Origin of the sequence: Leclercia sp. J807, assembly GCF_009734465.1 — a bacterium.
Classification (GTDB): Bacteria; Pseudomonadota; Gammaproteobacteria; order Enterobacterales; family Enterobacteriaceae; genus Enterobacter.
The window spans coordinates 1,767,969-1,783,462 of record NZ_CP046446.1 but is presented as its reverse complement, the minus strand read 5'-3'; the positions used below and the strand labels follow the sequence as shown (position 1 = coordinate 1,783,462).

Below are 15,494 nucleotides of genomic sequence, written 5' to 3'. Positions count from 1 at the left end.
GAAAAAACTCAGGCGGTCGAATGACCGCCTGGAGATGTTCACTTACGCCTGGTGACCGTTGATGTAATCAATGGCAGCCTGAACGGTGGTGATTTTCTCAGCTTCTTCGTCCGGAATCTCAGTATCAAACTCTTCTTCCAGAGCCATTACCAGCTCAACGGTGTCAAGAGAATCTGCGCCCAGGTCTTCAACGAAAGAAGCATTGTTGGTCACTTCTTCCTGCTTAACGCCCAGCTGTTCGCCGATAATTTTCTTAACGCGTTCTTCGATAGTGCTCATACTCTTAAATTTCCTATCAAAACTCGCTTTCGCGATGGTTTTCGTAGTGTATAAAATGTTGAAAAATTTGCAACTAAATCCCGGCAGGTCTTACCACGATTTTACGTTATTTTGAGGCCATTCCCCCTCATAACGCAAATATTTTCTATCGTGGTTAAACCATGTACATTCCGCCGTTGACGTGGAGAGTCTCACCAGTGATGTAACTCGCTTCGTCAGAAGCTAAAAATGCAACCGCGCTGGCGATTTCTTTAGGGTCGCCTAAACGACCCGCTGGAACTGCCGCCAGCGTACCCGCACGCTGCTCATCGGTCAGCGCACGCGTCATGTCCGTTTCAATAAAGCCCGGAGCAACAACGTTTACAGTAATTCCGCGGGACGCAACTTCGCGCGCCAGCGACTTACTGAAACCGATCAGGCCTGCTTTCGCCGCAGCGTAGTTTGCCTGACCAGCATTTCCCATGGTACCAACCACAGAACCGACAGTGATAATACGCCCATGACGCTTCTTCATCATAGCTCGCATTACCGCTTTTGACAGACGGAACACAGATGACAGATTGGTTTCGATAATATCGTTCCACTCATCATCTTTCATTCGCATCAGTAAGTTGTCGCGAGTGATTCCGGCATTATTGACCAGAATATCCACTTCGCCAAATTCTGCGCGAATATTTCCCAGAACAGATTCGATAGATGCCGGATCGGTCACATTCAACATCAGACCTTTACCGCTCGCACCCAGATAGTCACTAATAGCCTGCGCGCCATTTTCGCTGGTAGCGGTGCCGATCACTGTCGCGCCACGCGCGACGAGGGTTTCAGCGATAGCACGACCAATACCACGGCTTGCGCCGGTGACCAGTGCGATTTTTCCTTCAAAACTCATGGTATTCCTCTTCTTACTGCGCAAGTGCCGCTGACAGTGCTTCAGGCTCGTTAATCGCCGATGCGGTCAGGGTATCAACAATACGTTTAGTCAGACCGGTGAGGACCTTACCCGGGCCCACTTCATACAGGTGCTCTACGCCCTGCGCTGCCATAAATTCAACGGTTTTCGTCCACTGAACCGGGCTGTAGAGCTGGCGAACCAGCGCGTGGCGGATGGCCTCAGGCGCGGTTTCACATTGCACATCAACGTTATTGACCACCGGAATGGTCGGTGCGCTGAAGGTGATTTTTTCCAGCTCAACGGCCAGCTTGTCTGCAGCAGGCTTCATCAGCGCGCAGTGGGACGGTACGCTCACCGGCAGCGGCAGCGCACGTTTGGCGCCCGCGGCTTTACAGGCTGCGCCTGCACGCTCAACCGCCTCTTTATGGCCGGCGATAACCACCTGGCCCGGAGAGTTGAAGTTCACCGGTGAAACGACCTGGCCTTCTGCGGATTCTTCACACGCTTTCGCGATAGAAGCATCATCCAGACCAATAATGGCTGACATGCCGCCCGTGCCTTCCGGCACCGCTTCTTGCATAAATTTGCCGCGCATCTCAACCAGACGCACAGCATCCGCAAACGCAATCACACCCGCACAAACCAGCGCAGAATACTCACCCAGGCTGTGACCAGCTAACAGCGCTGGCGTTTTACCGCCCTGCTGCTGCCATACGCGCCACAGTGCAACCGATGCGGTCAGCAGTGCAGGCTGGGTCTGCCAGGTTTTATTCAGCTCTTCGGCTGGCCCCTGCTGGGTCAGCGCCCAAAGATCGTAGCCCAGGGCATCCGATGCTTCACGGAAGGTCTGTTCGATGACCGGATACTGCTCCGCTAAGCCGGACAACATTCCAACGGCCTGAGAACCCTGACCGGGGAACACAAAAGCAAATTGCGTCATTTTTTTATCCTTATACTAGAAACGAACCAGCGCAGAACCCCAGGTGAAACCGCCACCGAAGGCTTCGAGCAAGACCAGTTGGCCTCGTTGAATTCGTCCATCGCGCACCGCTTCGTCAAACGCGCACGGTACTGATGCTGCAGACGTATTGCCATGACGATCTAACGTCACCACAACGTTATCCATAGACATGCCAAGTTTCTTCGCCGTGGCGCTGATAATGCGCAGGTTCGCCTGATGCGGCACCAGCCAGTCGAGAGCAGAACGCTCCAGATTATTCGCTTCCAGCGTCTCGTCAACGATGTGCGCCAGCTCTGTTACCGCCACTTTGAAGACTTCGTTACCCGCCATAGTCAGGTAGATGGCATTGTCCGGGTTAACACGATCGGCGTTTGGCAACGTCAACAGTTCGCCGTAGCTACCGTCCGCATGCAAATGCGTTGAGATGATGCCTGGCTCTTCAGATTGTCCTAACAGGACAGCCCCTGCACCATCACCAAAAATAATGATCGTCCCGCGATCGTTTGGATCGCAGGTGCGAGCCAGAACGTCCGCGCCGATGACCAGCGCATATTTCACTGCGCCGGATTTCACATATTGATCGGCAATGCTCAGCGCATAGGTAAAGCCTGCGCAGGCAGCGGCAACGTCAAACGCCGGGCAGCCTTTGATGCCCAGCATGTTCTGCACCTGGCACGCAGCGCTTGGGAAGGCATGCGTGGCGGAAGTGGTCGCAACAATAATCAGACCGATGTCATCTTTATCGACACCCGCCATTTCCAGCGCGCGCTGGGCGGCTTCATAGCCCATGGTGGAAACTGTTTCATCTGGCGCGGCAATACGACGTTCGCGGATACCTGTACGTGTGACGATCCACTCGTCAGACGTGTCTACCATTTTTTCCAGATCGGCATTGGTTCGCACTTGCTTTGGCAGATAGCTGCCGGTACCTAAAATCTTCGTATACATGTACGCTCAGTCACTTTTTGCTAATACAGATCCCAGGCGAGCGGCAATCCGCTGTGGGACTTGTCGCTGCACCGCCTGCACTGCCTGTTCAATCGCGACGGCAAACGCTCGCTGATTGGCCGCACCGTGACTCTTAATCACAATGCCGCGCAATCCTAACAGACAGGCGCCATTATACTGGTCGGGGTTGAGGTGACTGAATCGCCGCGCCAGGCTCTTTTGTAACCAACGCTTTAATAAAATCAGCCACCATGACCGTTTTTTCCCCTCTCCCTGCGATTTAAGCAGAGAAAGAAACATTCTCACCACCCCTTCCATGGTTTTTAATGTAACGTTTCCTGTAAACCCGTCACACACCAGTACATCCGTTTTTCCGGTCAATAATTCGTTGGCTTCAAGATATCCAATATAGTTGATGGATGGCTCATTTTTTAGCCGCTCGGACGCTTCACGGATGCTGTCGAGGCCTTTGGTCTCTTCCTCGCCAATATTCAGCAAAGCAACGCGGGGATGAGAAATCCCTACCGCTTCCTCTGCCAGCACCGAGCCCATAACGGCAAACTGCGCCAACATCACACTGTCGCAATCGACGTTGGCGCCTAAATCCAGCACCACCGTTTTGCCCTTTTGCTGGTGCGGCAGTACCGTTACCAGCGCCGGGCGCTCAATACCTTCAAGCGGTTTGAGCAGTAATTTTGCCAGCCCCATCAGCGCGCCGGTATTGCCGGCGCTGACGCAGGCTTGTGCGCGGCCCTCTTTAACCAGCTCAAGCGCGATGCGCATTGAACTTCCGCGGCTGCTGCGGATCGCCTGTGAGGCCCGGACATCACTGGCAATAGCTGACTGGGCAGGAATAATCTGCAGACGTGAACGTTGTTCGAAGTCAGCTTTTGCGAGTAATGGCGTGATAGCGTCGGGATTACCGACTAAAAGGAGAGCGAGTTGCGAATTAGAGTTCAGTGCCTGCAATGCTGCAGGCACTGTCACGGAAGGGCCAAAATCGCCCCCCATGACATCTAACGCCAGGGTTAGACGTGTCAAGGTATCGTCGCAGCCTGGTTCGGTATATCCCCGTTTGCACGGGGAAACCCTCACTAAGCCTAATCACGCAAACGCGTGATTACTTAGTGATAACCTTGCGGCCGCGGTAGAAACCGTCAGCAGTGATGTGGTGACGCAGGTGTTTTTCACCAGAAGTCTTGTCTACAGACAGGCTGGTAACTGCAGTCAGTGCGTCATGGGAACGACGCATGCCACGTTTGGAACGGGTTGGTTTATTCTGTTGTACGGCCATGGACCTTACTCCTTAATTACTTACGCTTTAAGCTGGCTAATACGGCAAATGGGTTTGGTTTTTGCGCTTCATCAGGCAGTTCCCCAAAGACCATGTCCGCCTCGGACACTTCACAGTGTTCAGAATCATGCACCGGAACCACTGGCAGAGCGAGGATGATTTCATCTTCAACTAACGCCAGCAGATCGATTTCACCGAATTCGTTAACCTCAATCGGCTCATACGCTTCCGGGAGTGCTTCAGCCTGTTCGTCTGAACGAACCGGACTGAAACAATATGTTGTGTGAACATGAAGTGGGAACGGTTTCCCGCAACGCTGACACTCGAGCGTAACCGAAACCTTTGCATCACCGGTTAATACGGCGAGGCGCTGGTTATCGATCGCGAACGACATGGAGCATTCCACATCACTGTCCACACTGACTACGGATTCGGCAATACGTTCAGCCTGGTCACGGGTATAAATACCTTCGTAATCGAGGCGTTTTTGAGCCGTACGAACCGGATCAAGAGTCAGGGGTAATTTTACCTTTTGCATAGGGCGCGCATATTAACTTTGTAACGTCATAGAGTCAAAGAAAAAGGCAACCTCAGGCTGCCTTTTGCCAATTATTCGCACACATTGCGGCCTGTAGTTTAAAATGGCTGGCATCGATACGCTATATCTGGTGAAAAAAATATGCCAAATCTTATTCTCGCCTCGACTTCACCCTACCGCCGCGTGTTGCTGGAAAAGCTTGGCGTACCCTTTGAATGTGCCGCACCGAATGTGGATGAAAGCCCACAACCCGGTGAATCGCCACGGCATCTGGTGGTACGTCTGGCGCAGGAAAAAGCAAAAAGCCTGGCAGCGCAATTTCCTGACCATCTTATTATAGGTTCCGATCAGGTTTGCGTCCTGGATGGTGCTATCACCGGTAAACCGCATACCGAAGAGAATGCGCGTCAGCAGCTGTTGAAAGCCCGCGGTAATATCGTCACGTTCTATACCGGCCTGGCTCTCTATAACAGCTCAACGGGCCATTTGCAGACGGAATGCGAGCCCTTTGACGTTCACTTCCGCCATCTCAGCGAACAAGAGATTGATGACTACGTCCGTAAAGAGCGTCCGTTAAACTGCGCGGGCAGCTTTAAGAGCGAAGGGCTGGGGATTGCGTTGTTTGACAGGCTGGACGGGCGCGACCCGAACACCCTGGTGGGATTACCGCTGATTGCGCTGTGCCAGATGCTGCGCCGGGAACATTACAACCCGTTAATGGCGTAGCCCTCTGCTTCGCCCGGCGGCGCTACGCTTGCACGGGCCTACGGTTTTGTAAGCCGGGTAAGCGCAGCGCCACCCGGCAATTAACCGCGCAGAACTTTAAGACAGCGTTTCAGCTGCTCATCCATAGGCGCTTCGATACGCATCACCTCGCCAGTACCCGGATGGGTAAACTTCAGCGCGGCGGCATGCAGGAACAGACGAGACAAGCCCGTACCCGCCAGCTGCTTATCAAACTCACGGTCGCCATAGCGATCGTCGAAGGCGATGGGATGACCTGCATGCAGGGTGTGAACACGGATCTGGTGAGTACGACCGGTCACCGGGCTGCAGCGCACCAGGGTAGCGAATTCATAACGCTCTTCCACCTTGAAGCGCGTTTCAGACGGTTTGCCTTCCTGACTCACGCGAACGATACGCTCACCGCTTTGCAGAATATTTTTCAGCAGCGGCGCCTGGACCACTTTGACATGGGACTGCCACTGGCCGCGCACCAGCGCGAGGTAATCCTTCTGCATCCCCTTCTCACGCAGCTGTTCATGCAGCGAACGCAGCGCCGAACGCTTTTTCGCCACCAGCAGTACGCCAGAGGTGTCGCGGTCAAGACGATGAACCAGCTCCAGGAAGCGTGCTTCCGGGCGCAGCGCGCGCAGACCTTCGATCACGCCGAAGCTCAACCCGCTGCCGCCGTGTACGGCTGTACCGGAAGGTTTGTTGAGTACCAGGATATGATCGTCTTCATATAAGATCACATCCGTCAGCGCGGCGACTTTATTCAGATGCGGCGATACCGCCTCCTCTTCCCGCTCGGCGACACGTACGGGCGGGATGCGCACTTCATCACCCGCTTCCAGTTTGTACTCGGGTTTAATGCGCTTCTTATTCACACGCACCTCACCCTTACGCAAGATGCGATAAATCATGCTCTTTGGCACACCCTTCAGTTGGGTGCGCAAAAAGTTGTCGATGCGTTGCCCCGCTTCATCATCGGTAATGGCAACCATTTTTACGGCTGGAGTCTCTGTTTTCATGGGGGGCGATTCTAATTATCGGCAGCCATTAGCGCCACTCATTTTTCTATGCTTATATTTAGTTTTACCCGGTTACTGTTTCGTTCACGCAATCGATTTGGTGGTTATTAAACCAATCCTATGAGAGAAGTGAAAAAACTGTGAGTAACCGGGTGATAATTGGCAAAAGTCATCTTGCTATAACCCGGTTAGCAATGGAATAATGCTGCAGTTTTCCGTGTTAAATCCTGGTTAAGCAAGGATATCGACGGAATGACCAATTTTGTCTGACCGATCATCCACGCAGCAATGGCGTAAGACGTATTGATCTTTCAGACAGTTAGCGGGCTGCGGGTTGCAGTACTTACCGGTAAATGGAATCTTCTCTGGAGAGTTTTACCCAGGCTATTCCCCTGATAATCGCGCTGTATTTCCGTATGAAATACAGGCAACCGACACTTTGCGCCTCTTAAGCGAGCGACAACCGTGAGGTTGGCGACGTGAATAGACACGAGGCCATCGGTTCATACCCCGGAAAGCGTCACCTTGCCCGCAGCTTAGTCGTCAATGTAAGAATAATGAGTAAGTTACGATGAAAAGAATGTTAATCAACGCAACTCAGCAAGAAGAGTTGCGTGTCGCCCTTGTGGATGGGCAGCGTCTGTACGATCTGGATATCGAAAGTCCTGGACACGAACAGAAAAAAGCGAACATTTACAAAGGCAAAATCACCCGCATTGAACCCAGCCTTGAGGCCGCATTTGTCGATTACGGTGCCGAGCGTCATGGTTTCCTCCCGCTGAAAGAGATCGCTCGCGAGTACTTCCCTTCCAACTATAATGCCCATGGCCGTCCTAACATCAAAGATGTTCTGCGTGAAGGTCAGGAAGTTATTGTCCAGATTGATAAAGAAGAGCGTGGCAACAAAGGCGCTGCACTGACTACCTTTATCAGCCTGGCAGGCAGCTACCTCGTACTGATGCCAAACAACCCGCGCGCGGGGGGTATCTCTCGCCGTATCGAAGGGGATGACCGTACCGAGCTGAAAGAGGCGCTGGCAAGCCTGGAACTACCAGACGGTATGGGTCTGATTGTTCGTACCGCAGGCGTGGGCAAATCTGCCGAAGCGCTGCAGTGGGACCTGGGCTTCCGTCTGAAGCACTGGGAAGCGATTCAGAAAGCCGCTGAAAGCCGCCCTGCTCCGTTCCTGATCCACCAGGAAAGCAACGTTATCGTGCGTGCCTTCCGCGACTATCTGCGTCAGGACATTGGCGAAATTCTGATTGATAACCCGAAAGTGCTTGAGCTGGCTCGCCAGCACATTGCCGCACTGGGTCGTCCCGATTTCACCAGCAAAATCAAACTGTACACCGGTGAGATCCCGCTGTTCAGCCACTACCAGATTGAATCGCAGATTGAATCCGCCTTCCAGCGTGAAGTCCGTCTGCCATCCGGTGGTTCTATCGTTATCGACAGCACCGAGGCGCTGACCGCCATCGACATCAACTCCGCCCGTGCAACCCGCGGTGGCGATATCGAAGAGACGGCATTCAACACCAACCTGGAAGCGGCCGATGAGATTGCCCGCCAGCTGCGTCTGCGTGACCTGGGCGGCCTGATCGTTATCGACTTCATCGACATGACGCCGGTACGTCACCAGCGCGCGGTGGAAAACCGTCTGCGTGAAGCGGTGCGTCAGGATCGTGCGCGTATCCAGATCAGCCATATCTCCCGTTTTGGCCTGCTGGAGATGTCCCGCCAGCGTCTGAGCCCGTCACTGGGTGAATCCAGCCACCACGTCTGCCCACGCTGTAGCGGTACCGGCACCGTGCGTGACAACGAATCGCTGTCCCTCTCTATCCTGCGTCTTATCGAAGAAGAAGCGCTGAAAGAGAACACCAAAGAAGTTCACGCCATTGTGCCTGTACCGATTGCCTCCTACCTGCTGAACGAAAAACGTGCCGCGGTAAGTGCGATCGAAGCCCGTCTGGGTGGCGTACGCTGCGTGATCGTGCCTAACGATCAGATGCAGACTCCGCACTACTCCGTGCTGCGCGTGCGCAAAGGCGAAGAGACCTCTACCCTGAGCTACATGCTGCCTAAGCTGCATGAAGAGGCGATGGCACTGCCGTCCGAGGAAGAGTACTCAGAGCGTAAATTGCCTGAACAGCCTGCACTGGCAGCGTTTGTGATGCCAGAAGCACCGCCTGCGCCAGCGCAGGAGACCGTGGCGGCTAAACCTGCAACCAAACCGGCGGCAGAAGTGAGCCAACCGGCTGAACAGCCTGGTCTGCTGAGCCGCTTCCTCAGTGCGCTGAAGAAGATGTTTGCGGGTGAAGAGCCGCAGCCTGCCCCGGCACCGGTTGAGAAGAAAGAAGAGAAACAGGAGCGTTCACCGGATCGTCGTAAACGCCAGAACAACCGTCGTGACCGCAATGAGCGCCGCGATAACCGTTCAGAGAGCAACGAAGGCCGTGAAGGCAGCGAAAGCCGTGACAATCGTGATAACCGCGAAGGTCGCGAGCGCCGTGAAGGTCGTGACGAAAACCGTCGCAACCGCCGCGAAAAGCCGCAGCAGAACGCGGAAGAGCGTGAAATTCGCCAGCCGGTCAGCGAAGAGTCTGACAAAGGCAGACAGCGTGATGAGCAGCAGCCGCGCCGCGAACGTAACCGTCGTCGTAACGATGACAAGCGTCAGGCTCAGCAGGAAGTTAAAGCGCTGAATCGCGACGAAGAGACCGCTCAGGATACTGAACAGGAAGAACGCGTTCAGGTGATGCCGCGCCGTAAGCAGCGTCAGATGAGCCAGAAAGTGCGTTTCCAGTCTCAGGCTGAAGACGCAGCGGTTGAAGCGATCGCGCCACAGGCCGAACCGGCACAGCGTACCGAGCTGGCTAAAGTTGATCTGCCTGCGGTGATTGAAAACGCACCAGAGCAGGAAGAAAATGCTGAAGGCCGTGAAAACGCCGGCATGCCGCGCCGTTCACGTCGCTCTCCGCGTCACCTGCGCGTGAGTGGTCAGCGTCGCCGTCGTTATCGTGACGAGCGTTATCCGCTGCAGTCGCCAATGCCGCTGGCTATTGCCTGTGCCTCACCAGAAATGGCATCCGGTAAAGCCTGGATCCGTTATCCGGTAGCTCGCCCTCAGGAGCCACAGTTTGAAGAGCAGAACGTCGCTCAGGAAACTGCAACCCCTGTTACGCCAGTCGCGGTTGAAGCGATCGCTGACGCTGCTGCCGTTGTGATCCCAGAGCCGCAGGTCGTTGAAATCGAAACTTCACATCCGGAAGTGATTGCTGCGCCTGTGACAGAACAACCACAGATCGTCACTCCTGACGATGCGGTCGTCGCGAAGCAGATTGCAGAAGATGCTGCCGTAGCTGAACCTGCTGTCGAAGAAGCCGCTGCCGTTGAATCGGCTGAAACCACCGAAGCAGCCGTCGAGCCGCAGCCGGTCGTGGAAGTTGAAGTAGAAACGGAAGTTCAACCTGAGATTGAAATCGATGTTGAACCGGTTGAGGCAGCTGAAGTGGAACCTGAAGTCACTGATGTCGCTCACGTTGACGAGCCAGAAGTGAAGCCGGTTCCTGCAGTGAAGCCAGCACCAGCCGCTCAGGTTCATGCTGAAGCCCATCACGCGACGGCCCCAATGACCCGTGCACCGGCACCGGAATATGTTCCGGAAGCGCCGCGCCAGAGTGACTGGGTACGTCCGGCATTTGAATTTGACGGTAAAGGCTCTGCAGGTGGTCACAGTGCCACCCATCACGCCACGGCGCCAGCCACGCGTCCACAGCCGGCTGAATAAGCCTGCTTAAGCGCAAAAGCCGACCTTCGGGTCGGCTTTTTTATTGCTTCTGCTCTGGCCTGCGCATCCCCGCGATTTCAGGCATCACCTCTCTCATCATCTCCAGAAAACGACGCAATCGCGCCGGATAGTAGCGAGACCACGGGTAGACAAGATGAACCGGCAACGCGGCGGGCTGCCAGTCAGGCACCAGATGAATCAGCCTGCCCTCACGGATATCCGCTTCGACAGTCCAGCTTGAGACCACGGCAACGCCCAGCCCGGTGAGCGCGCTTTTACGCGCCACGTAGAGGCTGTCGGTACTTAAGCGCGGGGAGATAGCCACCCGCAGTGGTTGTGCGGCTTCCGCGCTGAACAGTTCAACATGCTGACGATAAAAAGTATTGAGCGCCACCCAGGGCAGCGCGGAGAGATCTTCCGGTTTTTCTACTGGCGCAAACCGTGCCAGCAGCTCGGGTGAGGCCACAATGCTGCGCGGTACCTCGGCCAGCAATACCGACACCGTGGCCGGGTCGATCTCCGCCCCGACCCGGATAGCGCAGTCGATATTGTCACTTAAAAAATCAGCCGAGCGGTCATTGAGCATCCACTCCACATTGAGTCGTGGATAGCGCAGCAGAAACGCCGTTAATGGCTCCAGCAACTGCTCCTGTCCAAAGGCATGCGGCGCACGCACGCGAAGCACACCGACCGGCTCATCTTCTGTTTGCCCGACTTCATCCTCCAGCGCGTACCAGCTGTCAATGACCCGCCGGGCATGTTGATAGCAGCGTTCACCGTCATCCGTCAGCTTCATGGCGTGTGTCGTTCGCAGGATCAGGCGCACGCCCAATAGCGTCTCCAGCGATTGCAGCCGACGGCTGACGGTGGCCTGGCTGGTCGCCATCTGCACCGCGGCAGCAGAAAGAGAGCCCGTCTCCACGATACGCACAAAAGTACGCATCAGCTCTACGCGGTCTATACGTTCTGAACGTTTCATTTTTAATCCGGTTATACGTTACACGTATAAGTGTTTTATCACCGGGCCCGCTACCACCGCAAGGCGGGGTGATAAAGAATAGTGACACACCCGAAATGAGGAACTGCATATGAACTCCAGTACCCTGAGCCCAGCCGTCAGCCGTTGGGTAATTTTCATCCTTGCCATCGGCGCGGGCTTTAGCGTCGCCGCCATCTATTATGCTCAGCCGCTACTGCCGCTGATGGGCGCTGATTTGCATCTCAGTATTGAAGGGATGGGGATGGTGCCCACTCTGACGCAGGCGGGCTATGCGCTCGGGATCCTCTTCCTGCTGCCGCTTGGCGATCGCTATGATCGCCGCACCCTGATTGTGGTGAAAAGCATTGCGCTGGCATTACTGCTTTTGGCCTGTAGCCTGACGGCTCAGATCCACTCCCTGCTGCTGGTCAGCCTGCTGATTGGGATGACCGCCACCATGGCGCAGGACATTGTTCCGGCTGCGGCGATCCTCGCCCCGGAGGGCAAACAGGGGAAAACCGTCGGTACTGTGATGACCGGTCTGTTACTGGGGATCCTGCTCTCCCGTACGGTGAGCGGCGTGGTAGGTGAAGCCTTTGGCTGGCGAGTGATGTACCAACTTGCGGCGGGCAGTATTGCGATCCTCGCCGCCGTGATGTGGTTTATTCTGCCCCGCTTCGCGGTGCCGTCGAACCTGCGTTATCCGCAGCTGATGCGTTCCATGGCACATCTGTGGCGTCGCTACCCCGCTCTGCGCCGCGCCGCCCTGGCACAAGGTTTTCTCTCCATCGCCTTTAGCGCCTTCTGGTCTACTCTGGCGGTGATGCTGATGGAACACTACGGGCTTGGCAGCGCCGTTGCCGGTGGGTATGGCATTGCCGGTGCCGCAGGCGCTCTGGCCGCGCCACTCGCAGGCGGTCTGGCGGATAAACTGGGCGCCGGTAAAGTCACTCAGCTGGGTGCCGCGCTGGTAACCGTCTCCTTCGCCCTGATGTTTTTCATGCCGGCATTAGGTGTACAGGGCCAGCTGATCCTGATTGCCGTTGCCGCGGTAGGTTTTGATCTCGGTCTGCAGTCGAGCCTGGTGGCCCACCAGAACCTGGTTTACAGCCTTGAGCCCCAGGCCCGTGGCCGTCTGAACGCTCTGCTCTTTACCGGTGTGTTTATCGGGATGGCGTTAGGTTCCGCATTGGGCAGTCAGCTCTATACCATGGCCGGTTGGCCGGGCGTGATTGCGCTGGCGACCATTACAGCAGGCGTGGCGCTGGTTATCCGTATGACTGAAAACGTCCGCACCCGCTCATCGGCCCTGCAAAATTTCTGAAAAAAAAGCCCAATCCGCAAAACGGATTGGGCATACAGAACATAACCAGTTTCAAGCCATGTTCTAAAGGTCAAGTCAGTTATTTATTCAGTTGGAACAGAGACATACCCTGCATATCGCTGAATGCTTTATAAGATGCCTGAAGCGCCGCTTGTTGCATAGTGTAGGAGGAAATCGCAGCGTTCCAGTCGACATCAACCAGATCGCTCATCTGCTGAGTCTGGCCTAAGGCCCGGTCACTGCCCAGCGTGTTGAGTGCATCCAGTTCAGTCAGTTTGGTGCCCAGGTCAGCACGCACGGTCAGCACGTTATCAAGGGAGTTACGCAACCCGCGGTTTGCTTTATCAATGTCCAGATTCAGTTGATCAGTCTTGCCCTGATCGCCGCTGACTGGCGTTTTCAGAGCCGCAATCACGTTATCCAGGATCTTGAACAGATTCTTTTCCGGGGCAGAGCCATCTGGTTCTGGCGCGGCGTTACTGGTGAAAGATTCAAACACTTCCTGGCCGGTATGGCTGATCTGCATATTACGCGCAGAATCGACCTGCTGTCGGATTGGCGTGTCGCCGCCGTCATACTTTCCGGTTGCCTGATCGAATGCCGGAGCATCCGTTTTATAACCAGCAAAAATATAGCGCCCGTTGCCATCAGTACTGTTTGCCAGGTTCAACAGCTGGTCGCGGATGCCCTGCAGATCGGTTGCAATGGAACTGCGGTCGTTATCACTCAGGGAGCCGTTTCCGGCATAAACAATTTTATCCTGTGCTGATTGCAGCGCAGTGGTCACCTGGCCCAGAACGCTCTCCTCCAGCCCGACTCGCTGGGACGCAAAAGAGCGTGCAAGCGTGTACTGACTGTTTTGCGCCTGCGCCTGCGAGAGCACAACTGCCTGAGACGCAGCGATAGGATCGTCAGAAGGACGGTTAACACGTTTACCGGTGGACATCTGCTCACCGTAGCTCAGCCACTTGCTCTGGGAGTCGGTGATCCCACGCATGTTCTGCTGGTACATCATTTGGGTGCTAATACGCATCGTTCACCTCGGCCTTAGCGAATATTGATTAACGCGTCAAAGAGCGTGCTGGCGGTTTGCAGCACCTGGGCATTGGCCAGGTAGTACTGCTGGTAGCGCTGGAGGTTGCCATACTCTTCATCGAGGTTAACCCCGGAGATCGACTGCTGCTGGTTGCTCAGTTGCGTCGTCACGTTTGCCTGGGTGGTACTGCTGGTTTTCAGCGTCGCGGTTTTGCTGCCGACTGTGCTGACCAACGAGGCATACGCATCGTTAAAACTCTTGTTGCCGCCGACCACTTTGCTGTTCTGCAGATTAAGCAGCGCCTGGCCGTTGCGGTTATCGCTTTCACCGCCGGTGGCGTCAGACGCCAGCGCCAGTTTAGACTCATCGCTAATCGCCACATCCATATTGACGATGGCATTGACAACAGGCTTAACGATAAAGCTGTCTTTGTTATTCGCTGCACCCGATACGTTCACCGTCAGGCCATCAAAAGATAAATTACCGTTGCCGTCGTCAGTTGGGTTGACGGTGGTTTTATCGGAAAGACGAGTGATCTTCCAGCTGCCGCCATCAAACTCCATCTTGTAGTCGGTGGCCTGCACTTTAGCGCTGTCTGCCACGTTAATCGCCGCGGTGACCGAGGCCGAACCGGTATTTTTGGTGTTTCCCAGTACCGCGGGAGCACCGATATCAAACAATTTGCCGCCGGCGTTACCTTCAGGATCAAAGCCCTTTTCATGCTGGGTATTCATCTCATTAGCGAAAGAGAGCGCCAGCTGGTTAAGGGTGTTACGTGCCGCGTCGAGCTCCTCGGTACGGAAGGTCAACATGCCGCCCAGAGAGCCGCTGGTCAGCAGTTTTTCCGGGATCTCAACGGGGCCCGAGGTGCCGTCAACAAACGCCACCGTGGTACGGGATGGATCGGCGCTGGACTTCACGGCCGCCAGCTGATTAGCGGTGCTGCCCTGAACCAGGTTGTAGCCATTGCCAAAGGAGACGTTATAGGTGCCGCTATCCTGAACGGAGACTTCAACACCCACGATCTGGTTCAGCTCGCTCACCAGCTGGTCGCGCTGGTCGAGCAGATTGTTTGGGGATGCGCCCGCACCCACGCCGGTCAGACGGGAAATCTGATCGTTCAGGTTGGCAATCTGTTTAGCGTAGTTGTTGATCTGATCAACGCTGGTACCGATGGCGGTGTTGATCTGCTTATCCTGATCGCGCAGATACTGATCGTTCACCTTGAACTGGTTCACCAGACCATCAGCCTTGCCCAGTACGGTCTGGCGCGCCGCCGGATCTTCGGCGTTGCTCACCAGGGTCTGCAGACTGGTAAAGAAGCCCTGCAGGGTGGTCGCCAGGCTGTTGGTGCTGCCAGAGAGAATGTCGTCAATTTTGGACATCTGCTGGTAGCGGGTCGTCAGGGCACTGCTCTGGTTCTGCGCGGTGCGCAATTGGTTGGTAATGAATGCATCATATTCGCGCTGTACCCCGGAGACATACACGCCGTTGCCAACCCAACCGCCGCCTGTCAGGGTGCTGTTTGAGGCGCTCAGCACCGTTGTCTGACGGGTGTAGCCCGTCACGTTGTAACTTGAAATGTTATTACTGGCGGTATTCAGTGCAGCCTGGGCTGCACTGAGGCCACTCATGGCGCTGTTGATCAAACTGGACATGGGGGTTCCTTTTATACTTTCAGACATGAGTCCTGCTGGAGATT

Annotated in this window: 14 protein-coding genes; 3 read left to right on the top strand and 11 right to left on the bottom strand. The window is 55.2% G+C overall.

Annotated elements, in window-relative coordinates; translation table 11 throughout:
• Positions 1-42 precede the first annotated feature (42 nt).
• The 7 genes from acpP to yceD form a co-directional block, all read right to left on the bottom strand.
• Entirely contained in the window at positions 43-279 is a 237-nt protein-coding gene (gene acpP, locus GNG26_RS08340; protein ID WP_000103754.1) for an acyl carrier protein, read from the bottom strand.
• Between the two features lie 154 nt (positions 280-433).
• A complete protein-coding gene (fabG, locus tag GNG26_RS08335) occupies positions 434-1,168 on the bottom strand; it encodes a 3-oxoacyl-ACP reductase FabG (protein WP_156238392.1) in 735 nt (244 codons plus the stop codon).
• Between the two features lie 13 nt (positions 1,169-1,181).
• Positions 1,182-2,111, bottom strand: coding sequence for an ACP S-malonyltransferase (gene fabD, locus GNG26_RS08330; protein ID WP_156238391.1), 930 nt, complete (start codon positions 2,109-2,111; stop codon positions 1,182-1,184).
• Between the two features lie 15 nt (positions 2,112-2,126).
• Positions 2,127-3,080: a beta-ketoacyl-ACP synthase III gene (locus GNG26_RS08325; protein WP_156238390.1), complete on the bottom strand. Its 954-nt coding sequence runs from the start codon at positions 3,078-3,080 to the stop codon at positions 2,127-2,129.
• A gap of 6 nt (positions 3,081-3,086) precedes the next feature.
• Positions 3,087-4,121, bottom strand: a complete 1,035-nt coding sequence (plsX, locus tag GNG26_RS08320) for a phosphate acyltransferase PlsX (RefSeq protein ID WP_231604303.1) — start codon at positions 4,119-4,121, stop codon at positions 3,087-3,089.
• 79 nt (positions 4,122-4,200) lie between these two features.
• A complete protein-coding gene (gene rpmF, locus GNG26_RS08315; protein ID WP_003857964.1) occupies positions 4,201-4,374 on the bottom strand; it encodes a 50S ribosomal protein L32 in 174 nt (57 codons plus the stop codon).
• Between the two features lie 16 nt (positions 4,375-4,390).
• Positions 4,391-4,912, bottom strand: a complete 522-nt coding sequence (gene yceD / locus GNG26_RS08310) for a 23S rRNA accumulation protein YceD (RefSeq protein WP_103179089.1) — start codon at positions 4,910-4,912, stop codon at positions 4,391-4,393.
• Positions 4,913-5,053: 141 nt separating this feature from the next.
• Between yceD and GNG26_RS08305 the strand changes: the two genes are divergently transcribed.
• A complete protein-coding gene (locus GNG26_RS08305; RefSeq protein WP_103823712.1) occupies positions 5,054-5,638 on the top strand; it encodes a nucleoside triphosphate pyrophosphatase in 585 nt (194 codons plus the stop codon).
• 80 nt (positions 5,639-5,718) lie between these two features.
• Here GNG26_RS08305 and rluC read toward each other — a convergent pair whose 3' ends face one another.
• Positions 5,719-6,666, bottom strand: coding sequence for a 23S rRNA pseudouridine(955/2504/2580) synthase RluC (rluC, locus tag GNG26_RS08300; protein WP_103823711.1), 948 nt, complete (start codon positions 6,664-6,666; stop codon positions 5,719-5,721).
• Between the two features lie 571 nt (positions 6,667-7,237).
• On the opposite strand from rluC, the gene rne reads away from it, so the two are divergent.
• Complete coding sequence (gene rne, locus GNG26_RS08295) at positions 7,238-10,453, top strand: ribonuclease E (RefSeq protein ID WP_156238388.1); 3,216 nt, start codon at positions 7,238-7,240, stop codon at positions 10,451-10,453.
• Positions 10,454-10,493: 40 nt separating this feature from the next.
• Here the strand turns inward: rne and GNG26_RS08290 are convergent, their stop codons facing one another.
• A complete protein-coding gene (locus GNG26_RS08290; protein WP_156238387.1) occupies positions 10,494-11,432 on the bottom strand; it encodes a LysR family transcriptional regulator in 939 nt (312 codons plus the stop codon).
• Positions 11,433-11,541: 109 nt separating this feature from the next.
• Here GNG26_RS08290 and GNG26_RS08285 point away from each other — a divergent pair, with 109 nt between their 5' ends.
• Positions 11,542-12,756: an MFS transporter gene (locus tag GNG26_RS08285; RefSeq protein WP_156238386.1), complete on the top strand. Its 1,215-nt coding sequence runs from the start codon at positions 11,542-11,544 to the stop codon at positions 12,754-12,756.
• A gap of 79 nt (positions 12,757-12,835) precedes the next feature.
• Here the strand turns inward: GNG26_RS08285 and flgL are convergent, their stop codons facing one another.
• Positions 12,836-13,789 (bottom strand): flagellar hook-associated protein FlgL, encoded by a 954-nt coding sequence (gene flgL, locus GNG26_RS08280; RefSeq protein WP_156238385.1) that lies wholly within the window; start codon positions 13,787-13,789, stop codon positions 12,836-12,838.
• 14 nt (positions 13,790-13,803) lie between these two features.
• Entirely contained in the window at positions 13,804-15,450 is a 1,647-nt protein-coding gene (flgK, locus tag GNG26_RS08275) for a flagellar hook-associated protein FlgK (RefSeq protein WP_156238384.1), read from the bottom strand.
• Positions 15,451-15,494: the final 44 nt, after the last annotated feature.